Annotated in this window: 13 protein-coding genes; 3 read left to right on the forward strand and 10 right to left on the reverse strand. The window is 51.9% G+C overall.

The annotated features are described in order from the left end of the window. Positions 1-9: 9 nt before the first annotated feature. The 4 genes from RBB63_RS16270 to RBB63_RS16285 all read right to left on the reverse strand — a co-directional run bounded on the left by RBB63_RS16270 (position 10) and on the right by RBB63_RS16285 (position 16,675). Entirely contained in the window at positions 10-10,779 is a 10,770-nt protein-coding gene (locus tag RBB63_RS16270) for a SpvB/TcaC N-terminal domain-containing protein (RefSeq protein ID WP_309386029.1), read from the reverse strand. Continuing rightward, the gene (locus RBB63_RS16275) at positions 10,772-11,785 is read right to left on the reverse strand and encodes a hypothetical protein (RefSeq protein WP_309386030.1); all 1,014 of its coding nucleotides are present in this window, start codon (positions 11,783-11,785) and stop codon (positions 10,772-10,774) included. Before RBB63_RS16275 ends, RBB63_RS16270 begins: the two co-directional genes overlap by 8 nt. A 5-nt stretch (positions 11,786-11,790) precedes the next feature. Continuing rightward, on the reverse strand, positions 11,791-16,392 hold the full coding sequence (locus RBB63_RS16280) for a hypothetical protein (protein WP_309386031.1): 4,602 nt from the start codon (positions 16,390-16,392) through the stop codon (positions 11,791-11,793). A gap of 109 nt (positions 16,393-16,501) precedes the next feature. Then, positions 16,502-16,675 carry a hypothetical protein gene (locus tag RBB63_RS16285; RefSeq protein ID WP_309386032.1) on the reverse strand — a complete coding sequence of 58 codons (174 nt, stop codon included), beginning with the start codon at positions 16,673-16,675 and terminating at the stop codon, positions 16,502-16,504. 239 nt (positions 16,676-16,914) lie between these two features. Here RBB63_RS16285 and RBB63_RS16290 point away from each other — a divergent pair, with 239 nt between their 5' ends. Next, the gene (locus tag RBB63_RS16290) at positions 16,915-17,799 is read left to right on the forward strand and encodes a hypothetical protein (RefSeq protein WP_309386033.1); all 885 of its coding nucleotides are present in this window, start codon (positions 16,915-16,917) and stop codon (positions 17,797-17,799) included. Here the strand turns inward: RBB63_RS16290 and RBB63_RS16295 are convergent. From RBB63_RS16295 to RBB63_RS16315, 5 genes are all read right to left on the reverse strand, one after another. Then, positions 17,782-18,621, reverse strand: a complete 840-nt coding sequence (locus RBB63_RS16295; RefSeq protein ID WP_309386034.1) for a hypothetical protein — start codon at positions 18,619-18,621, stop codon at positions 17,782-17,784. The two genes, RBB63_RS16290 and RBB63_RS16295, sit on opposite strands and share 18 nt — an antisense overlap. 105 nt (positions 18,622-18,726) lie before the next feature. Further along, positions 18,727-19,077 (reverse strand): hypothetical protein, encoded by a 351-nt coding sequence (locus RBB63_RS16300; RefSeq protein ID WP_309386035.1) that lies wholly within the window; start codon positions 19,075-19,077, stop codon positions 18,727-18,729. 266 nt (positions 19,078-19,343) lie between these two features. Beyond that, positions 19,344-21,314, reverse strand: coding sequence for a UvrD-helicase domain-containing protein (locus RBB63_RS16305; RefSeq protein ID WP_309386036.1), 1,971 nt, complete (start codon positions 21,312-21,314; stop codon positions 19,344-19,346). 38 nt (positions 21,315-21,352) lie between these two features. Further along, positions 21,353-23,116 carry a DEAD/DEAH box helicase gene (locus RBB63_RS16310; RefSeq protein WP_309386037.1) on the reverse strand — a complete coding sequence of 588 codons (1,764 nt, stop codon included), beginning with the start codon at positions 23,114-23,116 and terminating at the stop codon, positions 21,353-21,355. Positions 23,117-23,131: 15 nt separating this feature from the next. Then, a complete protein-coding gene (locus tag RBB63_RS16315; protein WP_309386038.1) occupies positions 23,132-23,548 on the reverse strand; it encodes a hypothetical protein in 417 nt (138 codons plus the stop codon). Between the two features lie 825 nt (positions 23,549-24,373). Between RBB63_RS16315 and RBB63_RS16320 the strand changes: the two genes are divergently transcribed. Beyond that, the gene (locus RBB63_RS16320; RefSeq protein WP_309386039.1) at positions 24,374-24,913 is read left to right on the forward strand and encodes a hypothetical protein; all 540 of its coding nucleotides are present in this window, start codon (positions 24,374-24,376) and stop codon (positions 24,911-24,913) included. 605 nt (positions 24,914-25,518) lie between these two features. Further along, on the forward strand, positions 25,519-25,953 hold the full coding sequence (locus tag RBB63_RS16325) for a hypothetical protein (RefSeq protein ID WP_309386040.1): 435 nt from the start codon (positions 25,519-25,521) through the stop codon (positions 25,951-25,953). A 157-nt stretch (positions 25,954-26,110) separates the two neighbouring features. Here RBB63_RS16325 and RBB63_RS16330 read toward each other — a convergent pair whose 3' ends face one another. Further along, positions 26,111-26,647 (reverse strand): helix-turn-helix domain-containing protein, encoded by a 537-nt coding sequence (locus RBB63_RS16330; RefSeq protein WP_309386041.1) that lies wholly within the window; start codon positions 26,645-26,647, stop codon positions 26,111-26,113. Positions 26,648-26,707: the final 60 nt, after the last annotated feature.

A 26,707-nucleotide genomic window follows, 5' to 3' on the forward strand; every position in this document is an offset into this window, starting at 1 on the left:
ATAAAAATACTATTCCTTTTCATCATCCGGATACACTGTAAAGTTACCAATACTAGAGGTGCCAGTAAAACTCCCTTTAATTGGATCAGGTGAATATACCTGACGGCCGGTTACATCAAATCCAGCTGTAGCCTCATAACTTGCAGTTGCTGTAACAGTAGCAGCATTCACTTGAGCGTAGACTACTCCAGCCTCATCAATTAAAAACGAAATAGACGATTTAATAACTCCGTTAGCATCATAGTTAGCATCAACGTAAGTTCTAAATACATTACTCTTACCCCAATATCCAAAACTTGCTCCAACGTGAACATCCACATCAGCAACAATTAGTTCTTGTTCATATTCTTCAGTCTTGGGAAACATATTAGATTTCACATCATCAGGCAGTTTGTTAATCCCCCTTAATGCTTTCTTCCAGTAATCTATAAGCATTCCCTTACCTTCTGCAGCAACAATTTTATTCATTTTCTTATTAAGCTTCAATCGCGCCTTCCTCTCATTCGCTGCTTTTCTTCGATCCTGAGAACTAAGCTGATTGAACAGATACCCGAACGCCGCTGAATATGCTCCATTAGCAAATTTTCCTCCTGCGATGACTGATGCGGTTCCTCCGACCATGGATGCTGCTGTTGTTTGCAGCGCAAAATCGCCAAACCTGCTGCCCACGTCAATGCCCGATATCCCGGGAGAGGCTCCGGCGGTCACGGCGCTGGCGAACATCCCCTGCAGGAAATCACCTCCAGCAAACACTTGCTGGGTGCCACCGATGACGCCATGGGCGACCATCTTGACCGCCAATTCACCCACTTCGGCTCCACTGTCGTAGCCAGGGACGACACCACCATCGGCTAGAGTTCCCCCGACGACCCAGAAGGCCGAAGCGAAAGCGCCTCCCATAATCGCCCCGCGCACTCCATCATTCACGCCCCCAGCCGCAATTCCTCCCGCAACTGTACCAACAAAGCTGGTCTGAGCGGTGCCCAAGGTCGCCCCAGCAGCCGTCAAGGCATAGGGCGCGGCATAGAACACAACGACAGCGACCGCAATCCCCACCACGGTGCGCCAGTTCTCCGAGACCCAGTTGCCCACGCTGCTGAAGAAGTCCCCGATCGCGTCGAAGATGCCGTCGAGGAAGTAGCCGCTCGGGTCCGTGTAAGAGAGCGGATTGTTCAGCACGTAGCTGTAGCGGTTGAAGCTCTGCAGATTGCTCGGGAACTGGATGAACGGGTCTGCGCTGATGAAGCGGCCCACCTGCGCGTCGTAGAGGCGCCCGTTCATGTGCACGATTTCGAATTCATCCAGATTCTCATGCCCGGTGTAGCCAATCGAGTAATCGTGCTCCTGCTGCGCCAGCCACGCGTAGGAGCCAGTCTGCGTCTGGGCGTCAAAATCGTAGCCCCAGGTTTCCACGTCACGCTGACGGCCCCAGGCGTCGTAGCTGTTGTGCCGCACGTTCTGCGCGTCGCCATTGCCGTCCAGCGCAATCACGCTGGCCGTGATCGCCGACAGTGAGCCCTGGTGATCATAATGCAGGTACTCCAGCGTTTCGCTATCGACGACGCCGTCGTTCTCGCTGTCCTCCTCGACGAAGACCGCAACCGCCCCCACCGGCGTGCTGATGTAGTGCCGCTTTTTCACCGTCTCCACGGAATCACGCCACTCCGTGATCACCTCATACAGGCCGCCCCCAACGTAAATCGTCTCGTCCGTATTGTCCACCGATCGATACAGGTACTGGCGCACCCGCTGACGGTCCGCCCCGTAGTCAAACGTCGTCACTCCCGTGCCCGCGCGCGTGATCGACTTCACCTGGTTAAAGGTCGTCCACGTGTAGCTCTGCACCACGCTCGTCGGGTCATTGACATCGGTCTTCTTCAGCAGCGAGCCATTGCTGTCGTAGAACCACGCGTAGTCGTCCGACGAAGTCAGCGCGTTGATCCCGGCATTCGTCGCCACCCCGCCAATCGTGGCTTCCCCGTACTGCATCGTTCCGATCACACCGGCTTTGCCCGTCAGGTTGCCCAGCGAGTCATAGGTGGTGGTCGACTGGAAGGTCATCTCCCCGGCTTCGCCGAGCTCATGCGTCAGGTCCACATGCTCCATGCGGTTGAGGGCGTCGTAGCTGATCGTCTCCTGCAGCTTGCGGTTCAGGTCCGTCCGGCGCGTCAGGTAGCCCACCTTCGTGTAATCAAACTCGAAGTTCTGGATGTCGGCCTTGGTCGCCGAGGCGCCCGTCTGCATCGACGTCAAAAAGCCCGTATCCTGCTCAAAGCCCAGGCGCGTCACGACGTCGTTGCCCAGCGTAAACTGCGTGAAGTTGCCCAAGTGGTCATAGGCGTCCGCCTGCCAGTAAAGCTCACCCACGGCGTCGTCGCGGCGAACCTCCTGCAGGTAGCCCTTGCTGTCGTAGACATTGTAAACGGTCAGCGTTTCACCCGGGTAGGTGAGCGCCAGCGGGCGGCTGTAGGCGTCGTAAGTCGTGCTCGTGGCAAACCATTCATCGCCGATGCGCTCGCGGGTCTCCTCCGCCCGGCCCAGCAAATCATAATCCACCTCCGAACGGTAAAGCACCACAGCGTTGTCATCGCGCGTCTCCACCGAAACCAGTTTGCCAAGGGCCATCACTCCCGCATCGTAAGTCCAAGTCGCGGTTTCCTCCAGGCTGCCCGTCGCGTAATCACCGTCCACCCCGTCACCAGCCGACACGGTCACCCCGCTGTAATCGGCGCGGCTGATCACCCGGCCAATTTCATCGTAGGCAAACACCACCGCATTGCCGGCATTGTCATACTGCTCGATCAGCTCGCCGAAGGCATTGGTCACGTAATGCCACGCGCCCATGTTCAGGTCCGTCATCGACGTCTTGTGACCACGCTGGTCATAGGCCATGAGGATTGCACCAGCGCTGTTGGGCAGAATCGTCTTCACCAGGTTTTCGTGCGCATCATATTCCTGCTGCAAGGTGACCCCGGCGTTGTCCGTCGTCTCGATGACCTGCCCGGCGACATTGCTCAGCGAGCTGGTCAGTTCGTAGTCTTCGCGATCCAGCAGGGCAAAGGAACCAGCGATATCATCCGGGTCGAGACCGTCCGGGCTGCCATCCAGCAAGCGATACGTGCTGTTCGTCAATCCGCTGTAGACAAAGCCCGTGGCGCCCTCTCCGGGAGTCACCTGCAAGGTCACCCGGCCCATTGAATCGTAAAAGGTCTGCCCCCAATAGATCGGATCGCTGGTCCCCCCGAAATACGGCATGCTCACCCACTCGGGCAACTGACGTATCTGATACAACTTGTCCACGTAGACCTTGGCGCCATTACCGGCAATCGACACCGTGCGCAGCTCACGGCCCAAGCGGTCGAAATAGGTCACGCCCGGCGCATCCGGCGCCGCCGTGCTCACCACCCGGACCGCTGTCAATGCATCCTCAGGCGCATCCACCGACAAATCCGATGCCCGCAACCGCTGCGTGCTCGCAACCGTCCCGTCCGCCGAGGTCACGCTGATCAGGCGGTCAAAGCTGTCATAGGCGTTGACCGTCGTGAGTCCATTGGGACCGATGGTCGTCAACACCGACCCGGACTTCGCTTCAAAAGTCGAAGAGGAGCTGTGGCCCACATCATTGATCGCCCGCAGCGCAAAGCGCCCCGTGGCGTCCATCTGAGTGTAGGCCGTGCGCGTCAAGAGACCCTCGCCGCCTTCACCGGTTACCTGGGTCCTGATCACATTGCCATAGCCGTCGTAAGTGTAGGTCGTCGAAAGCGCAAATTCGGGCTCATCCGGCTCGACCGTTTCCGTTGTCAGCAACCAGGTGGCGTCAGCATCGTAGACAAAGCTGGAGGTTTTCGTTTTCGCATCACCACCGCCGGTGGTTTGCGTCACCGTCGAACGGGTCAAGCGTCCATAGCGATAATGATCCGCGTCATCCCCGTATTCACTCACTGTCGTGGTGGTGAAGCCGCCGCCCATATCCACGGTGATTTCCGCCAGGTTGCCCCACTCATCGTAGTCTTCGGCGGACTTCGTTGTCACCACCGTCGAATAAGGCGTTTCCAGGCCGTCGGTCGGCTCGTAGGTTTCCTTCGTTTCGGTTTCGGCGATAATGAAGTGGATATCGGAAAGGCCACTGACCGTTTCGATATCCACAAAACTGCTCATGGTCGCGCGATTGAGCGTGGTTCCGTCCTCCAGAGCCGTCGTGGTAGCCGACACCAATCCCGTGAACGGATACTCCTGATTGAACTCTGTCGTGGTGACGGTTGTCAGCTCGTCACCATAGATGTCGGTCGTCGTCATCTGGCCAAAGCCCATCGACCCACGTTCGCGATTCGACACCAGATTGGCGTAGCGATACTGGTGTTTCGAGAAAATCGCATCGCCGTTTTCATCGCTCATCCCGGTGTCCTTGTGGATTTCCACCACGGCCAACGCCGCATTTTGGAAATCAAAATAACCGCTGCCCAGATTCTCTGCTTCCTCACCCTTCGTGTAAAAATTCGGATTCGTCAGGCGCTGGTAATAGGCGCGCGTCTGCACGCCAAGCCCATTCGTAACCGTGCCGATGACGTCGTAGGTGGCGTCCGAGTCCTTGCTCACGAATGCCCGATAGGGAGACGCCACCCCACCGGCCCCCAGTTGCGCAACCAGTAGCTCAGCCTGACCGTTTCCGGAAAAGTCGCCAATCAGCGCATTGAGCGTGGTTTTGTTCGACGTTTGCGGTATTAAAATGGAGTCATTGATATCATTAATCTCATCAGCAAAATAGTTACTAACGCTATAAAACCCACTGTTATAATATCCCCTGAGCGCCTGGACTTCGTTTTCATTGATCGGGATCACTTGCAGGTCACTGTTCTTCCCATTGAGCGGATGCCGGAAGTTAAAGACTGTGGCCGTGGCAACTCGATCAACCTTAGGCCCTTGTCGCATCGTTCGGACGGAAGAACTAATGAGTTGAATGATGTCCAGAACACCATCCCCATAAAGATCGGCAACATGCCAGGTTACGCCAGTCCCACTGGATATCCGATAATCATAAATCACTTTGGGACTGGAGAACATATTGTCATTCCCCTCATAATCGCCTTTAGAATAGGAAACCTTCATCTTGCGACTATTGCCATCGAAATAGACTACATCCGAGCAGCCATCGCCATTCACATCGGCGACTCGTATGCGCTGATGCAGGTTATAAAAATCTACCTGACCGAGGTTTCCGTCCTGAGGGTGATAAGTAAATTGTCTCTGGCCCGACTCACCATTGGGCTCGTTCAAGTAAATCGCCAAGCGATAGTAGTTTTGATTGGCTCCACTTGATGCAAAATACTGCTGAGCGATATCCATGTAGCCATCGCCATTGAAGTCACCCATATGCCAGAACTGCCCCAGGCCTCTCTGATCCCCTCCCAGTGCGATCCAACGGGCCGATGAATCACTCATCGCAATGTGTTGGCCGATATGGTTGCCTTCGGAAACCGCCAAATCAAAAGTCACCCCATAGGCGCCATTGTCACCAGCGCTGCTGGTAGGAAAGCCTGTCGGATAGACAAAAAGGATATCCGTTCGACCGTCTCCGGTAAAGTCGGCCTCAAACGCAGGACGCTCAGTGTTCCAATATGGCGCTCTGTCACCAATTACCGTCCATGGACTCTCGCTGCTCGCCCACTGCCCATTGCCCTCGTTTTCAATAAACTTATAATTAGTATCCTGGCTGTTATTGGTCCCGGCGACTTTCATGAAATCGGCATCACCGTCACCATCAAAATCCCCCTGAAAGAACCGGATATTCGAACTGCTGAAGTTAAAGCTGCCCCCCGACTTTATCACATTTTGCTTATTGAAAGACCTTCCGTTCGAATAAAGGATATCCAGGTCAAAACTCCCCCCACTGGAGGATATCTGCGCGATGTCCATTTTACCGTCGCCATCGTAGTCACCCTGATAGTCGATGACCTTCGCGCCATGACCCGTATTATCGCCCATTTTGATGATACGCTTGCCGGTTCCCATGGCTTCCCACTCAAACACAGTGGGCAACAACCGGGTTCCATCCGACGACTCGGTGACAATTCCCAGCAACTGCGAACGACGGGTATTCTGGCTTTCCGTATAACGCATGCTGTATCGGCGAAAGAGATCATCTTCATAATAGGACTCAATCGCCTGCAATCGGTAGCGATTTTTCAGCAACTTACCCATCATGTAGCCCATAGACTGGTCCGGGCGTTCCTCGTAGCGGAAGTAGACATAGGCATAAGGTAGCGCCCCGGTGTTTTCGTTACCCGTATAGGCAATACGAGTCAGATGCAGAGGGTCATCGTTTGTCGGTTGCTCGTAGGTGTACTCATAGTAATTGCCCACCGCATCGGTTACCCGCGTCAAATGCCAAGTCAACGCTGCGGACTCTCCAGCAATTACGTAGCGTGAATTCGCTACCGCCCCATAAGTCATGGTCAGTCCTGATTTGGTCTCGACCACAAGTGACTCCGGCCCGTTGCCCAAACTGCCATAACTCCAGATCCGGCTGAAGTCATTGAATTCCGTCCGGTATTCGGCGCCATCCTCACCATACTCCTTGTCTTGCGAAATCAGGATCAGGCGTTTGCCATCAATGTAAAAGCGGTCAGTATCCGTATAATTTACGCCATCGACAAAGCCATCAATCAACCGGCTGCTCGGACCTCGCGTGATCGCCGAAAAACCGCTGAGGTTCCACCCCACGCCCATGACGCCATTACTGCTGGTGCTGTTGTAATTTAAGGCCAGGGATGGTTGCGTCCCCGATGTGCCCGGCACGATGCCAATCGGCACATTGATATTCAGCGTGCCCGAAGCCGACGTAGTCGTCTCAACCGGCAGCGTGGAAAGAATCACATCCGGGTTAGCCGTCGCATCTCCGACTGTTAAGGTTGATGAGGCGTTGTCCGCTTCCGTCCCCAGAAGAATTTCATGAATGTTCGCGAGGCCGTCTCCATCGTAATCCGCCAGATAGTCACCAAGGCCATTGTCATAATCAATATTATCGCCAATGGTGGAATCCATCGAAGTGGGAAAATCAAAAATTGGATCCTGCTGGATAACATCATCGACCCAGTCCTCCTCTTCATCGCTATAGAACCAACGCGGATTCGTAGTTGGGCTATCATACCAGAGCCAGCCAGCCAATTGACTAAATAGCCAGGTTTGATTGCTTACTGCGACATCATAGGTTGCATCCGAAGCGCTCCACCAGCCAATTTCGGCATCGTAAAACCAATAGTCCGAATCCACTGACTCAACGTACAACCATCCGTGCTGACGATGGTATACCCAGGGGAAATTCCAGACATTGACCTCACCCAACCAGAAAGTCGTCCATCCACTGGAATAGCTTTGCCCCGAAAGTCCAAAGAATGATTCAAAATCAGATTCGGCGATCAAGTCGTTAGCTGAGGGCGTGGATCCATCTGCTGGATAGACCGGAGTAACCGTAGGCAGTTCGACTACGGGTAGACCAACTGAGGGCAAGGTATCGATATCGTCGCCTGGAACTGGAATTGCAGGCTCGTCGATGATCTGGAGGATAATGGATGCGTCAACATAGGACAAAAGAGAGCCGTCATCAATCACCGCCTGGGCAATCAGTGTTTTCGTGGCTGTCGCTAGTGGCGTATATTCCAGCGAATAAACATGACCTGATACTCCACCACCCGAGCTGTCGACCCCCAGCAAGTTTTCTGCACTGATTGAACCTTCATAAAATTCAACATACGAGATTCCGACATTGGAATCAGCCAACACCTTGAGCGTTTTAGTATCCCCAAGTGTCATGCGACTGATTTCCCAAGGATCTATCCACTGAACCCCTGGGATTGGCCCTTCGAAATCAAATGAAACGGCGGCCGACTCGGTTGTATCACTTGAGTCATCAGTAGCGACTATTCGATAGCTATGCTCACTCACCACGTCCTGGGTAAAAATAAATGTGTAATTAAAACCATCATTGCTGACAATCGCCGACACCGCTTGATCCGCATCATCCAGCAGTTCAATGCTGACCGGAGCGCTACCGGAACCATCAACGGCGCCATCAGGGTCTACGATGAATGCTTCCAGCGTAACTAATTTACCGGCTGTCCAGTTAATGGTCGATTCCAAGGGTGAAACCCACTCTACAATCGGCGGTGTATTCACCCAATTCACGCTCACAGGCTCAGTCAAAGCCTGAGCTCCGTTATTATCAGTCACTCGTGCATAATAGCTTAAACCAGTCGACGCAGTTTCTTCCCAATGAAAATACGCAGTGGAGAATTCCTTTGGATCGCTGGTCAGCGGCTCCAGTGGGATCATCGAGTCGGGGTCCACATCGTTGAGCGGATAAACAACGTGTAAACGCGTGTCCGTGTCTGGCGCCGGTTCAATGCCCAACATCTGGAAATACTCTACGCGCAGATAGCGATTTTCAAAGTCCGCAGCGCTTACCGAGAATGTATGATAGTCCCTGATCGCCAAGTCGGCGCCGTCTTCAGGCGCTATCCATTCAATAACCGGCTCCGCATTCGCCCAAGCCATCACCGATTCATAATTTTCGGTATCCTTCCAGCGCAGTGGATACCCGGCACTGAAATCATCCTGGGCATACGAGCGCGCTTGCTCCTCCAACATCGGCAAGAGGATGTCCTCCCCTAATGCAACATCGTACCAAGCGACGTTGTCGATAAATTCGTCAATATCACCATCAGGCATGGTGGTCACAACCAGCATGCTTCCCGGGATGGGAAATGCCGCCAAACCGTTCAGCGGATCATGCATCTGCTCACTGTTCACTTGGTAATCGAGGCACAGGAATTCCACACTGATGTGCGGATAATTGTAAACGCGCTCACCGTTGATATAGAAAGTCACTTCAATAGCGTCTTCAGCATCCGTTCGCACAGTAACCGCGATACGATTGGTTCCCAACTGCAGATCCAGCTGAGAACTCACCGCCAACACCCGACCTTCCGAAAGGAAAGACAAAGTGCGCGTGTCCACATTATAAAACACTCCATAGGCTGATGAGGCATCGCTGTAAAGTTCCTCGGGAGAGAACCATGTCATGAAGGAATAGAGCTCATCATCAAACACACAATCCAGACTCAGCGTCATTTCGCCAGTGCTCCATACCGAACCATCCCCAGAGGATACGTTAAACAGCTCATCGCTTGATGAAGACCAGCTCAGCGAAGGCGCACTGTCCGAACTACCAAAATCATCCTGTCCGATAACTTCCCCGCTCAATAACGGATCGCCTCCAGTCAAAGCTGGTTCGGGGTTACTCACCAACCACTGCAAACTCACTGGAGAGTCAGCACTATCGGCGATGTAATGAACCTCCAGATAATAGCTCTGCCCCTCGACCAGATCGACCACGACACTCCGCTCGCCACTGCCATCGACCAGCAGCTCCCGACGATTGAATACGTTGCCATCACGACTCAGCCACAGGTTGGTTTCAGTCCCTCCCTCGAGGGTAAACGTATAGCTTCCGGAAACCGGCGCAACAATCCGGCCACGCATGCGCGCGCCGTGATCTCCCAACGAAGTGATCGCCCCATCATCAGCCGACCAGCCAGCCGGGGTGCTGACGGCATCCAGAGTGTCTTCGCCATCGGCGTTGCCCGGAAAACGAATTCCCGTGACAGACCAAATCTTGAGCGCATCCAGGTCGTCTGTAAATGGCGACCAATAGTCCCAGCTAACTGTTCCAGGAATAGCAACTGGAGAGTCAGAATCATTGCCGGCTTTTACCCAGGTCAAGCTCACCGGATCATCACTCACACTTGCCGTATAGACGACTTCAATGTAATAAGATGCTTCAAATTCCGCCGAGTCGGTCTCCATGTAAACCGTAACCGTGCGCTCTACTTCATCCTTGTCTAAAATGCGCTCAGCATTTGATGGATCACCGTCTTCACTGAACCAGACTTCTGTTTCCGAACCGCCAGTAACGACTAGTTCATAAAAATCTGTGGTGGATGGCGTTATGGTAACCGAAAGACGGCCACCATGTGTTGGCAACGTGCTCGAATCCGATGGCAGGGTCCAACCAGCGGGCGTCTCCATCTCGCTCAGGCTTTCCGTCCCCGTTGGTAGATCTGGATAACGTTCCGTCGTCGAATCGAAGTCGTACAATTCGGAAAGGGAAGCAAACGAAGCCGTCCAATATTCACGAATAAAAACAGGACTCCCCCCACTGACCGGTGTATCCGCCGAGTTCGGGATAAAGGATTGTATGAATTTCTGCACGCCATCGGGAGCAGACAAGCCCTCATCAAGCAAATCAACCAGCGTTAATGGATCGTTTACCGGATCTAAACCCAGGGCGTATTCCCAACCATCGAACAAACCATCAGCATCCGTATCCCGGACGGTGGGATCGCTCTCAATAATTTGTTCAAAGTAATTGGCCAGGCCATCAAAATCCGGGTCACCTTCGGCGCCATTGACGCAGTTCACCGAACCGTCATCATCAATGGAGAAACCATAAAGAAGTTCCCACCCATCCAGTAGATTATCATTGTCTGAATCTGGAGCATCAGAACCAAATCCGTAAGCGTCAATCTGCTCCAAATACCACTCATATTTGGTAATGATCCCACCAGTGCGATCAGTATCTATGATTTCTGATGGCGGATTGGCGCCTGGGTCCGCCAACAGGCGTGGCATTCCGGTTCCCAGAAGCACAAAGGCAGCGAAAAGACCTGGCAGGACTCGACGTAACAACGAGTTCATGTGGCGTGACAGGTGGTTTTTATTCATTGGATGATAACCTGCTTAAAATAGGTGAATTCAAATTTTTTGCTGCTTTAAGGACTGCTTGATATTCAAGATTTCCGTTTTCGACAGCACGGCGGGCAAAATGATAAATGGTTACCTTGAGCAATGTATGCTCGACCGGGTCTGCCATCATCAGTTGGAGTTGATCTGCAGCAATAGTCGGCGTTTCAGCACTCAGCGCCAGAATCGCAGAAATCCTCGTAGCCCGATTGGCATTCGGGTCAGTCACAATTTGCGTGGCGACACTGCGAAAATCTGTATCTGAAATCAGTTCTGGGTGATTCTCGTGAAGTCGCAGATAATTGAGGATCGCAGCCCCGGCGATTTCATTGTCGCTTTCAGAAAGGCTTTGCTTAAGCACGTCGAGCAAAGGCGCCAATTCGGCATCGTATCGGTACTCGGCAGCCACCGCATCATCAACCCAAAGACTATAATGCTGCAGAAGGTATTCTCGCCAAAGCGTGTGTTGAGCCGTATCCTTCACGCCATCGATTAAGACGCCTTGAATAAAATCCTCATGTCCAGGCTGGCGCATTAGCATCTCAAGCAAATCATTACGAATCGCAAAATCCTCTGATGGGTTCGAGGTCTCGGGGGAGGCGGTGGTAAGGAATTCCCGAATAGCTGCAAAGTCCTGTTCCCCCAATAAGGCCAAGTCTAATTCCTGTAATTGATCAAGCCGGTGCAGATAACTCAGAGTCGAGTCCATGACGCTTTGTAAGCGCTCATTAATCAAAGGCGCCTCCTCTTTGCTCAGAGCTTCAGCACTCGTCAGAATGGGCAATTCGATCAGCGCGGGATCGGTGGGTAACGCCTCATCCATGACAGGCGTCGCTGTCGTAGCATCTGCCAGGTCCATCTTTGTGGACTCAGGCTCAATACCCGACTTCGAACCGACTTCGGATTGAGTCCAATACCATAGGCCTCCACCGACTAGGATGCAGGCAATTAAGAATCCCCCAATTTTGACAAACCGTAGCGCCATCATGTAAGTTATCGGCGGTTAATATACTGCCCTGCTTCATAAACAAAGACATGGTGGCAAACAGATCCGCTCACATCGTCTGGCTTATACATGACCAAGCTACAGCGCCCGAAAGCATCAAGGTCATCATTGGTGAGCCATTTTACGACCGTTCCATCGCCAAATATGACGCCGGACTTGAAGATGCTAACACGAAGAGAAATGTCATCGGGCAAGGGACTGGTAATCAGCACGCTTGTCGCCTCCTGTATGCCCTCGCCAAGATTACTGCCCTGGTAAAACCCGCTGACATTTTCCCGAATCCAGAATCCTTCTGTGCTGACACTCTGGGCAATCGCACCACCTTCACCGACGCGTGCAACGAGTGACCGCGGACGTAGCACTTCAGAACGGCTCAGTTCAAATGTTGAATCATTACCGTTATCGCTGATAAGGGTGAGTCCGATATCGCCTCCATCTGCAACCAGGCCAGCGAGCCCCTCCCAAGTCCATTCGCGAACGTAATGCCGCATCAAAGCGGGATCGTCCGCTTGCACCTGTGTTGGATAAACGATTACATCGAACTGACCGCTTACTCCACTTCGAAGAGCTGTTACAGTGTAAACGCCTGACTCAGTAAAGGTGTGAATAACCGGTTCGGTATCCGTTGTTTCGTATTCATCGGCTCCGACAGTGATTGAAACAAGACTTCCATCGGGTGACTGACCGGCATTCAAGCGAAGCGCATCTCCCACTCTCAAAGCGATATTTTCGCTTTGAAGCACGTCGGTGACCGTCCACTCAATACTTTGGTTAATCGTCTTGCCCCCCTCTTGGAAACCAAGATCGAAGGTATGAATTGAACCATCAGCTGGCAGATCAATATCGGCGTACCAACCATCACCGGCGGCTCGCCGCAGCGTCGAACCATCACTCACGCTCATCTTACCCAAGTAGGCTGTGGTTCCTTCGATAAATGCCGGAGAAATTGCACTTTGAGTTACTTCTGTCAGTAGCGACTCGGTGGAGTCCAAGTAATACTCACCCCAATCTGCAGTATCACTCTCAGGGCGCTCCAGGGCAATATCACCGACTCCAATCCAGCGCTCTTCATAAACATTCTCCCAGTGCAGTTGGTAGGAATGGTCACCTGCGGCCAAATGAGGCAGGTATACCGAAAGCGGATCGATTTGCCCACTCACAGACTGCACATACTCATTGGAAGAAACATACTCCCCATCGATATAGTGATGAATAATTAAGGGGCGGTAAGCATTTTCATCACCGTGAAAGACATACCGGATCGGAACCGATAGTCGGTAGATGCCAGCCTCGGCAAGCGATATGTTTACAGTTATTTTTCCGGCAATGTCGCTGGAGAACAACTCATTGCTCACGCTCATTTCCCATTTTCCTAAATCGGCTTGAGCTGTCTGAATCGCCACAGAGTCAAACGCCGTCCACTCCGGTAAGTCAGGTATGAGCGGATCGCTATGAGCGTAATGAACTTCTTCATAATCAGAAACGGTGTCGCCATCTGAGTCTGCCAATAAGGGGTTTAAGCCCAAGGCAACTTCTTCATCGTCATACAAACCATCGTTATCTGTGTCTAAACGGAAATCAATCAACTCGACGGAAGCTCGGGCGTAATGATCTGGATCACTGGAATCATCCGCATGAAGCATAAGGCCAATCAGCGTGTCATCCGCGTTCGGGTAAGATTCCTCCGAAGTAACTATATCGCGCCATAGAATCCCATCATTTGAAAAGCTCACAGTCGTCCCAGTGTTCATGCGCTGCATACGCATATACAGGCCCGGAACACTGACCCCATCCGGTTCACGCCGAAAAAGATCTTGGTCGCCATTAAAAGGATTCCGGTAGCGACGATAGTAGCGGCCATTCTTACGGTATTCAGCAGATATATAGGGTGAAGACGTACTGGTGGATTCACGCACCATCAACGCAAGGGCGGCATTCGCTTCATCGGTTTCCAGACTATCGACACGAAAAGTCAGGCTAAAGTTTGATGTGATGTCGCAATGGAAATAAGCACCGCGATCCCCAGAGCCAGCCCCAGCCAAGCGCCAGGAATCTCCGACCTGCCATGCCATTGGCACACCTGATCCACTCACTGCAACTATTTGCCAAGGCGACGGCAAACCTACCGCATCGGGATGTTCATTCTCATCGAAGGCATTGGTCTGTGCATAGTATTCATCGAAATCACTCCAGCCATCTTCATCCATATCTGTTACGCTTGGATCGAAGCCTAAAAGCAATTCCGTGGCGTTGCTTAGTCCATCACCATCCAGATCTAAGCCTGCGTCATTGGCCGCAAGATTCAGCCCATACTGATACTCCCAAGCGTCGAGCATACCGTCACCATCTGTATCTTCCAGCCAAACATCGCCGCCAACCGAACGCTCTAGCTCATTATCCAAGCCGTCTCCATCGAAGTCCAATCCAGCGGGCTCCGCACTGGAGATTCGGACTTGGTCGAAATCCGCCTGACTGGTTTCACCCTCTGCAGCTTCAGTCTGAAGCGCACGGAAGCGGGCGAAGCTGGTCAAATTCTCATCCACAAATGGCACATCCTGAACAACCAGAGAGCCATTAATCGCCAGCATCCAACGTTTCGTCTGATAGTCGAGGTAGGCGTCGTATTGATTCCATTCTGTGGCGTCGATATCTACACTGATTTTAATCCATTCTCCAGCCAGCGGATCGAAGACCTGCAGCTTGTCTTCATTGCTGAAGCCAAACATGCCAGCCGTTGGGCCAGCAATGTCCTCTGGCTCTGGCAAAGGACCTGGATGCAGTTTTGCGCGAAAGCCTAACCACACCTGCTGGAGCTCTCCAACGCCGACAAACCGCTCAAGTTCCGCAGGGGCATTTTCATCAGAAATAAGCAAGGCTGCTTCTTCAGCGTTCACCGAAGCGCCACTCGCCAACCACCCTAATTGACCGTCCAGGTCACTCACTGAATAGCCTTCCGCTAAGGAAAAATCCGTGCTCCAAGACCACACCCCTTGCCCATCATCCACCAACTTGGCTACCGATGAATCCGATGTCGTGGGATCAAACCCGTAAAGCAGCTCCACGCCATCTCCCATGCCATCCTCATCCGTATCAAAGGCCTCTGCATTGGTCTCACCTGCATCAACGACACCATCACGGTTGACGTCTTCGAGTTCATTGAAAAGGCCATCCCCATCGTTATCCAGCTCCAAGGGCTCGACGTAGACAACATTCATCCGATCAAGTCCACTCTGCCCGCTCGTTCCCGAGCGCAGGCTAAACTCTGAGAAGTAAGGCGCACTGTTAGCAAAGCCCAGCCCCTGATGCTCTCGGAGTCCATCCAACCAAACATCCCAAGCTTGATTCTCATAATCCAAACGCACCGTGAGTCGACGCCATTGACTGAAATCGACCGCCACATCATCGGACGCAATCCACTCTCCGGCGCCAGCGCCCCAGCCATCATAGACCATCAATTGACCATCATTAGAAAAATAAAACGCGGCGGTTGTTGTAACTTTCAACTCAGGAACATCCGGCCATGGCTTGGCCAACAGATAAAAATCAACCCACACCGTCGTGTAGTCATCGCCGCGAAAGGCGTTCCTTAGCGTCAGTTCCTCTTCCTGCGCATCAATCAGCAATACTTGCGAGCCATCCACAGAATCATCTGCCGACACCATCGGCAATTCAGCGCCAACGACACTCCAATTATTCAGTGACGTCAATGCCCCCAACGCATGGCTCTCGAAACTATCGGCAAAGGGCAATACGCTCAGCAAATATGCATCCGCAATCAGCGGATCAGCTCCCAGAGCGGCTTCAGCGCCGTCATGGACCCCATCATCATCAGTATCCGGATCACCAGCGCTCGTGCCAGCCATGTATTCGTCAAGGTTGATCAATGAGTCCAAATCCCGGTCGCCATAGCGGTCATCAACCGACACATCCATGTGGTTAGCCGCTTCATAGTCATCGGGAATGCCATCCAAGTCGAGGTCAGCGAAGAGCGGATTGACCTCACCTGCGTAAAAGAAATCGATGCCAAGATTAGCCTGACCATCCGTCGAGAGACGGAAACTGGTGAAAGAGAGTAGGCTCGAATCCAAAAAACCCAAATCCGCCAACACCAGTTGCTCGTCCAGATACAAGTCCCAGGTTTTCGTCAGGTAGTTGAGCCGATAGGTGAAGCGATGCCAATTCGCACTGGTTCCGTCGATCAGGGCGTAGCGCTCGCCCGTGTAGACCCAGTCCCCTTCCCCAATGCCATCACCATGCATCGCAATGACTTCGCCCTGACCATCAATGCGGATAAAACCAGTCTGCGCGGAACGCCCCATGAAAGGGCCCATTGGCAAATCACCAACTTCACCGGCCTCTGGCTTCAGGTAAAGATCCACAAAAACAATCGAGCCCTGCTGCCCGGTAAAGCTAGCCTCAATAACGTGAGGCGTGTCGACGAGTGTAAAGAACAAAGACTGTTGCCCGGAAGCTGAATCAAGGTCAGTGATTTCGGGAGAACCTGTTTCCACTTGCCAGTGGGCATCAGTGGTCAATGCGCCGACTTGGTAGCCTTCGGCGGATTCAAAATCCGTCGTATAAGGAAGCACGGTCTGCCCATGAGACGTACTAATTATTAAGCAAGATATCGCAAAACATCCTGCGAGGCTCGTAAATCCAGCTCGCCGCATAGTTGGAACTTTCGCTTGGGAATTTCGCCTACTTGCGGCCAGATTTGTTTTTGCGCTTGTCAGCCAGCAGCATCAAGCCAGTGGTGGTCAAAAGCACCGTGCCAATGCTTGACATTTCAATCAATGTCCCGCCTGACGTCTCCCCGGCAATAGCCAAGCTTGGCGACAGAACAATTAACAAGGAGAATAGGCGGACTTTCATGGCGGGAAAAAATAATTGTATTACGTTCAATCACTCATAGCTCATAGAACCTGAGTCATACAGTTTCGTTGAAGCTGACCATGGTTAGTATACCGTCAATCGAAAAATTTCACCAATAATAAAAGTTTTTCTGCATCAATGATTTTCTTACTATATCATATTTGCACATTCAACTTTGAATACCCAACCATACGCCTACGTATCATTAAGTCTTTATTAATAATCGCTCAAAAACAGAGATGAAATTCAACGCTGTCCGCCTTTTTGCCCTAGTCAATGTCTTGATCGTAGGCTACCTATTCTATGAACTTTATCAACTAAAGCATCCCAGGCGAGAAGTCCCGCCAGAGACTCAATCCAGCATTAATCCACCAGAGGTCGACGTCGGCAATGCCTTTGCCCGTGCGATCAACCCTGAGATTTCACCGCAGCAACGCCTGGCTGCGCTACGCTCACTGCAACTAACTCAGCTGAACCGAGATGAAGCCGACCAAATTGCCGAAAACCTATTCAGCCAACAGCCACACAGCACGATTCTCACAACACTGGAACTTCGCAGTCAGGCAGGACGCCTCCTGCTAAACTCGCCAGTGAATCACAGCAAGCTCATCAGCCTGCTTGCAGCTATTGCTCAAGACCAGGAACAGCCGCTCCCATTGCGCAATCAGTCTTTGATACTCACCTATCAATTAATCAGCCAAACTGACCGTATGACAGATGAGAATCTAGCCCTATACGCTCAGACCAAAGAAGAGCTTTTCAAGGATCGGTCCACATCACTGGCAGCCACGGTAATCGAGGGAGAGGCCTACCTGTATGAACGCAGGCCTGAATTTGCGAAACGTGAAGCCTTGACTAAGCTCGTGTTAAGGGGACTGCGAGACCTGCGCTCAGCCGAGTCGGTGCAACTTGCAGCCTTAATGGTAGCAACGAACGTCAAGATCACCGAAGCCCGTGAAGATGCGAAGGCAATCGCGACAGCCAACCCATCACAGTCGCTCACCTTAGCCGCCGTCAATGCCGCTGCGGCGCTGGGCGCGCCCAAAAGCTTTTTCGAGAACCTGTCATACAATGACAGTAAACTTGAACTGGCGCGACTTCAGGCGCTAGGGAACAAACAATGAAGTAAGCAGTCCCGGATTGATTTGGTATTGCTCAACAACAATGCTTTCCGGAAATCGGCCATCCGAATAATCGATGTCAATCCGATGCGGCAATTGCATGCCTCCGACCAGCTTATAGTCGTCAAACTTGAGCTCGCACGCAGAGCCCTCCATAACTAGTCGACTCTTCTGAATCAGATACGTGTCTGAATCCAGCCTCACCTCCTGAACCGTGCTGCCAACTTGCCAACGCAAATAATAATCGCCATCAACATCCAACTTAGCATCTGCCAAATCATCACTTGGCCAGCCCCCCAAAGGCATCCCCACGGCCATTCGTGACAGATACCATAGGCTTTCGCCCACGGACTCGACTTCGCTCAACTCCCCTTTGGCCTCCCGGGAACGACTCCTTCGCACCGACTTTCCATCGCTAGTGTATTCAATCCTGATATTTTTCGCATCAGTAACTTCACGCATCTGGCCGTCATCACGACGCATCAATGAATAATCCGCCACTTCTCCATTCCCAAGGCTTATAGCCCCTCGCATAATGAGGGAATGTAAACCGGGATCAATGTCCCCATAAGTCGCTTGAAGACTAGCCTCCAGCAGTAATTGCGCATCGAGGGCGCCAGAGTCATCATGAATCTGATAAACCTTCATCTGGACTCCAGCAGCCTCAGACTCATCGCTCTCACTCTCAACTGCCGTCCCTTCCTCGCCTCCCAGGAAACTACCGATCAGGATGAAAACGGGAATCAGGACCAATTGAGATATACCGCCAAATAGGGCGATTTTAAATAAAAGGCGATGATCCCATCTGCTAGCCGAACGACTCATGATATATCATAGCTCAATCATCGAGCCCCAGTAGCCAAGCGAAATTTTCAAAACCTGGCACCATCCAGCGCAATATAGCAGCATTACGACAAAGAAGGTTCCAAGTTACTCATGCCTAAGCAGGCCTAAATCAATATCATTGGGTCTTTTATTGCCCCATAGCACAGCAATCGACTCAATGAGGCTTTCCATCCTTTCAGCATTCTCCTGACCTGCCATTCTCTGCTCAAAGGACAATGAAGTGGACAACCTATCAGCAATCTGCGGTCGGCCTGTTCTAGCCGCAAGTAAAGCCCAAGCATATGCCGCCACAGGGTCAGGGTCTACTCCAACGCCCTTTTCGTACATCAATGCAATCGTCGCTTGAGAAACTGAATTCTCCTGCATAGCAACCATATGAAACCATTTGAATGCTTTCGAATATTCCCCCTTCGAATCATATAGTAGGCCAAGCATTCCATGAGCGAAGGAGTCTGCCCGATTTGCTGCTTTTAGCAAAAGCTGTTCCCCCTTGCCTATATCCTACTCGACTCCCCAACCATTAACGTAAAACATCCCCAGATAGGCAATAGCAAGGGTCTCATCGGCAAGAGCGACTTTCTGCATCCATATCGCCGCCAATTCAAAATTCTGACCGACTCCCTTTCCGCTATAGTACTGTCGGTTTTATAATCAAGAACACTGATTTCATTCAGCTCGCTCAAAGGCAGCTCATGGCCAATTCAATCCGGTAGCAATACTTCGCGAGTCGCCTCGTTCTTGTAAATCACCACAAGTTTCTGCGAAGCCCGGGTTACTGCTACGAAAACACGTTTAGTGTTCTTGCGAACGAGTTCCTCACGATCTGTGTCGTCTAAGCCGAGCGCCATTTCTTGTTCGAACAAACGGTCGAGGCCAATGATCACCACAATCGGGGATTCTATTCCCGTGCAGGCATTGATGGTGCTGACACGCAATTGATCGCGGTTTTTTGCTTCGGCCGCAGATACAACCTTGTTCCCAAAGTGGATCCTCAGGTGTTCCAGTTCTGCTTGTTCGCTGAATCCGGATGCATCGATCAGCAATATATTACCTGGATTGAGGCCACTCTCGAATAGCTGCTTCAATTGTTCCACCAGGACATTTTGCATGGATCGGCTTCCCGCATTCACCAATTTGGGCGAGTCTCCACTGGGCATCGAATCGATGTAAGGCTGATCGGGCAGATTCACTTCGTCCTCTTCACTACCCAAGCGGCTCATGTAGAACCGCTTCGCCATAGACATGATTTCGCGGGTGTTGCGGTAGGGCTTGGTCAGACGCTGAGAACGCCCGCGCATATCCCCGCCCAAGACCTGCGCCCACGATTGACCGCTGCGTAAAAACCCCTGCGTGGGGTCGGCGGCCATGAATAATCGGCCATATTCAGGGTGGAGCGCCGCCTTTACACACTCGAACCAGGTCGGTGCGAAAAACTGCGCCTCATCGATGTAAATGGTATGGTAGGTTTTTCCGGCAATAGCTCCATCACGCAGCTTTTTTAGAAAGAGCCGTGGAGCGACTGGCCAGTCCACCAAATCGCGATCATCGAGCATCTTGCGATACATTGAGTATAGCCGATAGACCCCCTGCCGCTGTGTCGGTTGTAAGGCGCGCTTGCGACCAGTCCGCGCACTCTCGAGATACCAGCCTAGTGTCGGATTATCCAAGGCGTTGTCTGATATCCATTCAAATTCTTCGAGCAAGAACTCTCGTGTGAACTGTCCATCAAGTTTCTCATCTTTGAGTGCTTGGTCAATAAACGCGTTTCGCACCGTCGATTCGATCATGCTGAACTTCAACATCGAATGCAACCAACTGAAGAATGTGCGCCATTCCACATTGCGCGACATCCCTAATTCCTTCGCTCTAGTCTGCAGGTCAGCGCGTAGCGGTTTATTGTGCATCAGCACCAGGACACGCTGATTGTCATTCAGTGTGGCAGAGAGTCTGGCGCGAAAAAGAAGTATCAAGGTTTTGCCGCAACCAGCCGTTCCTGTCACGAGTCGCATATGCCCGGAGCTGGCTGCTTTGAATGCTTCGCTGGACAACTCCAAGTCGCGTTTCATCGCTGCCTCCTGGTCATAGTCCAAGAGAAAATCCAGTTGCTTCGGTGCTTCCTTGCTTGCCAATCGCTCGGAGCGCGTCACCCAACTCGCAGGGATCGCCGCCTCCGGTGCAAACCGCCCGACGATTAGGTTCAACACTTGCTGATCAAGCTCAAGGTCGGACGCCGCTTGAAAATGACGTAATAAAGATTCCCCACGGCACTCCTGCTTGCCCAAAAACAGACGCGGGGCTCCCTGCCAGCTACGAGCGAGCCTCTCCACCGCGTCATCGGATGCTTTGGGATACAGCACCCAATGTTGGAGCGTTAGATTTGCGTCCGCGCCCAATTCTTGAAGCACCACATGCGTGAAGGCGCTCAGGCTGTGGGCCTGCTTCGGGTCTTCGGGATCAGTCCCATCACCGTCCAGCATATCTCCTTGAAAGTAGCGATCCACAGCATCGGTATCCGCGCTACTTACGGCGAGTAAAAACGCAGCGCGATTGCGATAGACCACCAGGAAGTCCGGGTGATTTGGATCTGAAATTTGATAGCTGATGCGGCACACCAACTCATCATCATCGATGGAGCGTAGTTGCCGCCATACCTTGACCAGGTGATCTGGCATTTTGTGCGGCAATCGATCTGGAAGCATGCGCGCCATAACTAAACATCCACCAGATGGCTTGCCTCCCGCAAGCTCCGCCAGTGCTCAATCGCTTCCCGAACTTCATCATCTACGCTGGCTGTCTGTAAAAAGTTCTCTGCTGCCAGCACAATCACCTTAACCTTTGCGCGACTCACGATCACATTCAGCCGCGAAGGCAGATAGACAAACTCCTCGATCGCGCTCAGGAACCGTGGATCCGCTGCCGCAGTGCTCAGGATGATAACGCTGCGTTCCTGGCCCTGCATGCGTTCCACGGTGTCTACGACGACGCTTTCCAAATCCGCTAGGTCCCATGCGCGATTCTCACGTAGCCGTTTGCGGATCACACGCGCCTGTCGGCGAAACGGCGAGATCACGCCCACGTCACCCAATGGATGTCCACGCCGATGAAGCTCTTGCATCAGCTGGTTCACCAGGGAAGCTTGTTCCATCGAGTAGTGCCTAGTGGTTTCAACCTGTGTCGGTATCCACACTAGGCTGTGCTCGCTGCCAAGAGCTTCAGCGAGCCATGGTTGGCTGGCGTGCGAGCTCAGCATCAGCGCTTTTCCTTCATTGCTTTCGTGCGCCACGAGTTCCCCCGAGTAAAATTCTGAGCTGACCCAACTGCATATCTCGTGATTCATACGATACGTTGTGGTTAGCATTTCGCGCTCGTTCACATGGCGTAGACGCTGAAATAGTCCGTAGTACTTGGCTTCAAAGGCTCGCTTCGAAAGCAAGACTGGCGGCAGTTGCTTTTCATCGCCAATGACCACATAACAATCGGCGCTAAGCATTGCCATGATTGCCAGGGGCAATGTCATCTGGCTGGCTTCATCGATAATCACGCAGTCAAATTCAGCTCGGTTGAGTCGACTGCTGAATGCAGTGAAGGGCGTGGCTCCGATCACGTAACCTTCCGTGCTCTCATCAAAGCCGCACTCTGCGTAACTCTCGTAAACAGGGACCTCCAGGTTCTGGTCAATGCCATGCACCCCGACTTTGGCGATCCGTTCCAAGTCTGGATTCAGAGCGTGGATTTTGTTGAGTGCTTCGTGTATAGCCCGGTGCGTGCAAGCCGTCACCAAAATGCGCTCACCGCGCACCAGGCGCTGCCGAACGATTTGCGCCAATACTCGCGTTTTGCCAGTGCCCGGAGGCCCTTGGATCAGCGCACACCAATCAGCCGTGCTGCCAATCGCCACCCCGTCCTGCTGAGATTCGTTAAAGCAGTTGGTTGCTGCTTCGGTCGCTGCGTCATCGTATTCATCAGGGTCAACCCCATCCGATTCCGAAGTGCCTTCGATTAGTGGCAAAACTCGAGCCTGCCCACGCTTCGATGCCCCCATTTCATCCAGTGCGCGCTGCAACTGTGGAGCCGGATCAAAGATGCCCGCGTCGATCATCAAGGTATCTCCACAGGCCATGATCGCCTGAGTCCCCGCTTCAGACAGCGTAATCTCGATGAATTCTCGCCCACTGAAGGTTTCCCCATCTCGAGCCCAGTAGCCTTGGGAGATGGGCTCAAATGGATTGCCTGTGTGCAGGATTATCGGGTCACCCTCCCGAAACTCAGATAAGTTTTCATCACACTCGAATCGCAGCACATTGTTGTCCTGTCTTTGCCGATAATAAACGCGCTCCAAGCACTTCCCTTGATCGACCCGACGGTCTACCGGCATGCGCAACAACTTCTCATGCTCAGCATGCAGTGCCCGAGATTCATCAGCCACAAGCTCCTTGAGCTCTTGGAAGATGGCTAACTGGTTACTCGTCGTCATTAGAGCGTTTCATCGTTACAATGCTGACTTCAACAGGATTTCTTTACGGTGGTAGTCGAGGAAATGCTTCTGATCGCTATTGAATTGGCCTACGTGGATCACTTCAATCTCTGAAGCATGGGCCATTGTTCTCAACGGCGTACTGAAACGCTGAAAATCTACCTCAACTCGCCAGCCTAAATCATTCCAGCTATCTCCAACTTTCCCAAATTCATTCGGCCTGGGAAACGAGTAGCAGTGAGTCTTAGCAAAGCCAAAATCTTGCACTGCTACATTTGCGTAGGGGAAAATTAAGTCACCTGGCACGACCTCGCGCATCGCTTCGTAGAAATGACTCACATGGCCACCCGCCATTCGTTTTGAGCACCAGATATACTTACCACCAAATTCTTGGTTGAGAGATTTCTTATGGTTAACCCACCAGTAGTTCATTGCGAGATGTGATCGACGCCCATTTTTCGTATCGGTTTGATTAAGACTTTGGCGGGTTGGTTATGACGGTTGGGTTACTGATTGTGTAGCAGTCCTTAGCGGAGGGAAGCCGTAGGACTTCCTGGGGTTTGTTGCTAGAGCTTGGCAAAGGTGTTTGGTGAGATAAAGCCTAATCGGCGGTACGGATGCTGGCAGTTGTGGAAGCTGTCCACGTGCCCGTTTCGCCAAGGTGAGAGGGGCTCGGTGTAGCATATGTCGATGCTCTTATCCTTCAGCTAATCTTCGCGCCGTCGTTCTCGCTGTCTTCCTCGACGAAGACCGCCACCGCGCCCGAAATCACCGGCCCTGCCCGAGGATCTAACGATTCCTCGCCGAGGAACCGACAACTCCTGCCCGAGGAACTGACAACTCCTAACCGAGGAACTGGCAGATCCTCGCCGAGGAATTGACAATGTCCTGCCTGAACCACATTTTCCAATCGATAAACCGAGCTTCAGCGAATCAAAAGCACGCATTGCACAAAATATCAATAAACTTGGCACGATGGCAAACGTCGTGCCTATCGTTGGCTCTGCAGCGGTTCTGACTTGGCAGGGAGGAGACAGGAATGAGACAGGAATTCCTTAAAAATCCCGTAAGTCGTTGATTGCAATGGTGGAGGTGGCGGGAGTCGAACCCGAATAAACTCGCTTTATTTAAAGGGGTTTTAGGCGCTTACGGTCGGTTTTCGTGCGATTTTGACCGCTAAATAGTAAAACCATGTGCATTGTTTGCCATAGTTTCCGCTTGCCCCATTTTTATGGGGACTTATTACTACGGATACACATGGATAACGTAGAAGAATTTCCAGATAACTTGGTCAGCGCCAGACAGGCAAGCTGGTATTTTCTCCAGGCGCTTGAAGCAGCAGATACGCTCGCACAGCGACAGGAACTCATCAACATGCTGGCCGAAGAAATCATTACTTTAAATATCCAGATACGCCAGATCATGGACGCTAAAGTTCGTGAGGCGTATTTGTGCATATCGCAGACACCGCCAGAGCAGACAGCCCTTGCCCGGGAAATGTTGGCGTGGGAGTCCCCCACCCTTACGGCTGGCGAAATGAGCGCCGCGCTCCGGGTCGGCTACGAGCTCGCTGGGCACATGCAGGATTTGCGCAACTTCATCCGCGAATACACCAATGACAGCGTGTGGCCGCGCCGGGTATATCGCAAAGAGAGCATTTGGCCGGAGCACTATGGCAACGTGCAACAGCAACAGCTTTTGCCAGGGATGGAAAAAGCCAGCGGCTTTTCGGCGTTCCCACCAGTCAAGGCCGGTGACCTGCTCCGCTTACAATTAATCCATGGGAAACGGCAGTAGCACAACGCTTCAGATATTATCAGCACGAGGAGCCCATGTGTTCACCAGTCCAAAACCTCAAAACCGATGAACTACGATTTGGACTACCGATTCTCGACGGCAAGAGGGCGGGAGCAGACCAGTCCAACTGGTCAGGGAGACCCCGTAGGGGGATTCTCCCTGAAACCAGTGGTGAACTGGCTGTCTCCTCGCCTCTCGGCAAGCCGGTGCCTGCATTTTGAACGTCTGGAAGCAACAACGTCACCACCGAAGCAAATGGAAGACCGCCATGAAGGCCATCAGGGCTTGCGAGAATTGGACGCAAGCAGCCAGTATACACATATTATCCCAAACCGCAACAAAACGAATCCTCGGCGATTTTCTGCGTAGCTCACACAAGGCCTAAAATCCCTTCTATTATTATAACGAAAATTCAAAACACACCAAACACCATCATCCAGTAAGCAAGAAATACCTTCACTAAAGGGGGTTAAAGCTTGCCTCTAATTCACAGTCATAAAGTTGGACGTTTTGTCACTTTTGCACTTTAAACCCAACGCCAAAAAAACTCCTTTTGTCACTTTCAACGTCGCTGGCCATGTACTAGCAAAGCCCTATTAAACATCATGAGATATTTCTGTTTTCACATACTCTTTTTCGCCACATTGCTTTGCTCTTACGCTGACGCATCTGCGCCTACTTTAATGAAGAGTGGAGGTGACCTCAATAGATATGCGGTGTGCCTAAAGATGATCGCAAATTCAGATTCCACAGAAACAAAGAGCCAATCAGTAAAATCTGGGTCTTTAGTGTTCTTGGCATATTGGGAAGGTTTCTCAAACAGCCTATATACTATCCAAGCCTATGAAGGCCTTTATAATGGGCGCGAACCAGTCATGCACCTGCAAACGGAGTTGTCTGCAATCGACGTCGCGGAAGTTGTAATAGCGTATTTTAAAAAGTACCCAGAGGATTTGGACATTCCTGCTAATATTGCATTGGTTGGTGCTCTAGAGGATGCCAAACTTATTAAAAAAATAAAACAAGATGGGCGACCTTAACAATAAGGCCAAAGTAAAATTATCGGATGATGGCTACTCCCCCCAACCCCGCCCTTTGGGGGCAGATAGCAAATGGTCCTTATAATGTAAGTCTGATAAAATTCTATATTATAAAGAGAGGCTTGCCAGGGCGATGGCAACAGCCAACCGCTAAGGATCACTGAGCCTTGCGACTTCGCTTTATCGTCTGCTTACCTTGCGACTGCTTGCGGACGTGCTCAGTAAGTTCGGCTTGGGATTCGGCCGACTCTTTTTGATAAGCAGGTAGCTTTGGTGGACCAAGCTTCCGGCTGACTTTCTTTTGCAACTCCACGTCCTCGAGTGCTGCTTTGCCGAAGTATTCAATCACTTCACGAAGGGTTGGCTCGGTCTTTATCACCATTTGAATGGCAGCCAGGTAGCCATCGAATTGGCTGACCTCTCCATCGATATTTAGATTAAATTCATCAAGGGAGTGGTTCGCGCGAATCACTTCATCTTTGAGATGAGCTTCCAAGATTGCCTGTCCGGTATATTCGTCCGGCCACCCAGAGGTGACTGCTCTCAGGAGTTCGGTAGGCACTGCTTTTTTAAACTCAAGGTTTAGAAGTTTAGAAAACTGACTACGAGCAAGCCCAGACCTCTCAGCTAGGTCATCTTGTGTTGTTTTGTGGCGTCCCATTGCAGCCTTTAGAGCGCTGGATAAGTGATTCATACGCACACAGAAATAGAAAAATGTTCTAAAACGCAACTTTTAACTTGCGAATGTCGCGTT

Origin of the sequence: Cerasicoccus frondis (assembly GCA_031296915.1) — a bacterium.
Taxonomy (GTDB): domain Bacteria; phylum Verrucomicrobiota; class Verrucomicrobiia; order Opitutales; family Cerasicoccaceae; genus Cerasicoccus; species Cerasicoccus frondis.

Excerpts from the sequence above, each read along its gene's own strand:
- RBB63_RS16270 (WP_309386029.1), bottom strand. The coding sequence starts at position 10,779 with ATGAATAAAAACCACCTGTCACGCCACATGAACTCGTTGTTACGTCGA.
- RBB63_RS16275 (WP_309386030.1), bottom strand. The coding sequence starts at position 11,785 with ATGATGGCGCTACGGTTTGTCAAAATTGGGGGATTCTTAATTGCCTGC.
- RBB63_RS16285 (WP_309386032.1), bottom strand. The coding sequence starts at position 16,675 with ATGAAAGTCCGCCTATTCTCCTTGTTAATTGTTCTGTCGCCAAGCTTG.
- RBB63_RS16290 (WP_309386033.1), top strand. The coding sequence starts at position 16,915 with ATGAAATTCAACGCTGTCCGCCTTTTTGCCCTAGTCAATGTCTTGATC.
- RBB63_RS16295 (WP_309386034.1), bottom strand. The coding sequence starts at position 18,621 with ATGAGTCGTTCGGCTAGCAGATGGGATCATCGCCTTTTATTTAAAATC.
- RBB63_RS16300 (WP_309386035.1), bottom strand. The coding sequence starts at position 19,077 with ATGCTTGGCCTACTATATGATTCGAAGGGGGAATATTCGAAAGCATTC.
- RBB63_RS16305 (WP_309386036.1), bottom strand. The coding sequence starts at position 21,314 with ATGCCAGATCACCTGGTCAAGGTATGGCGGCAACTACGCTCCATCGAT.
- RBB63_RS16310 (WP_309386037.1), bottom strand. The coding sequence starts at position 23,116 with ATGACGACGAGTAACCAGTTAGCCATCTTCCAAGAGCTCAAGGAGCTT.
- RBB63_RS16315 (WP_309386038.1), bottom strand. The coding sequence starts at position 23,548 with ATGAACTACTGGTGGGTTAACCATAAGAAATCTCTCAACCAAGAATTT.
- RBB63_RS16320 (WP_309386039.1), top strand. The coding sequence starts at position 24,374 with ATGGATAACGTAGAAGAATTTCCAGATAACTTGGTCAGCGCCAGACAG.
- RBB63_RS16325 (WP_309386040.1), top strand. The coding sequence starts at position 25,519 with ATGAGATATTTCTGTTTTCACATACTCTTTTTCGCCACATTGCTTTGC.
- RBB63_RS16330 (WP_309386041.1), bottom strand. The coding sequence starts at position 26,647 with ATGAATCACTTATCCAGCGCTCTAAAGGCTGCAATGGGACGCCACAAA.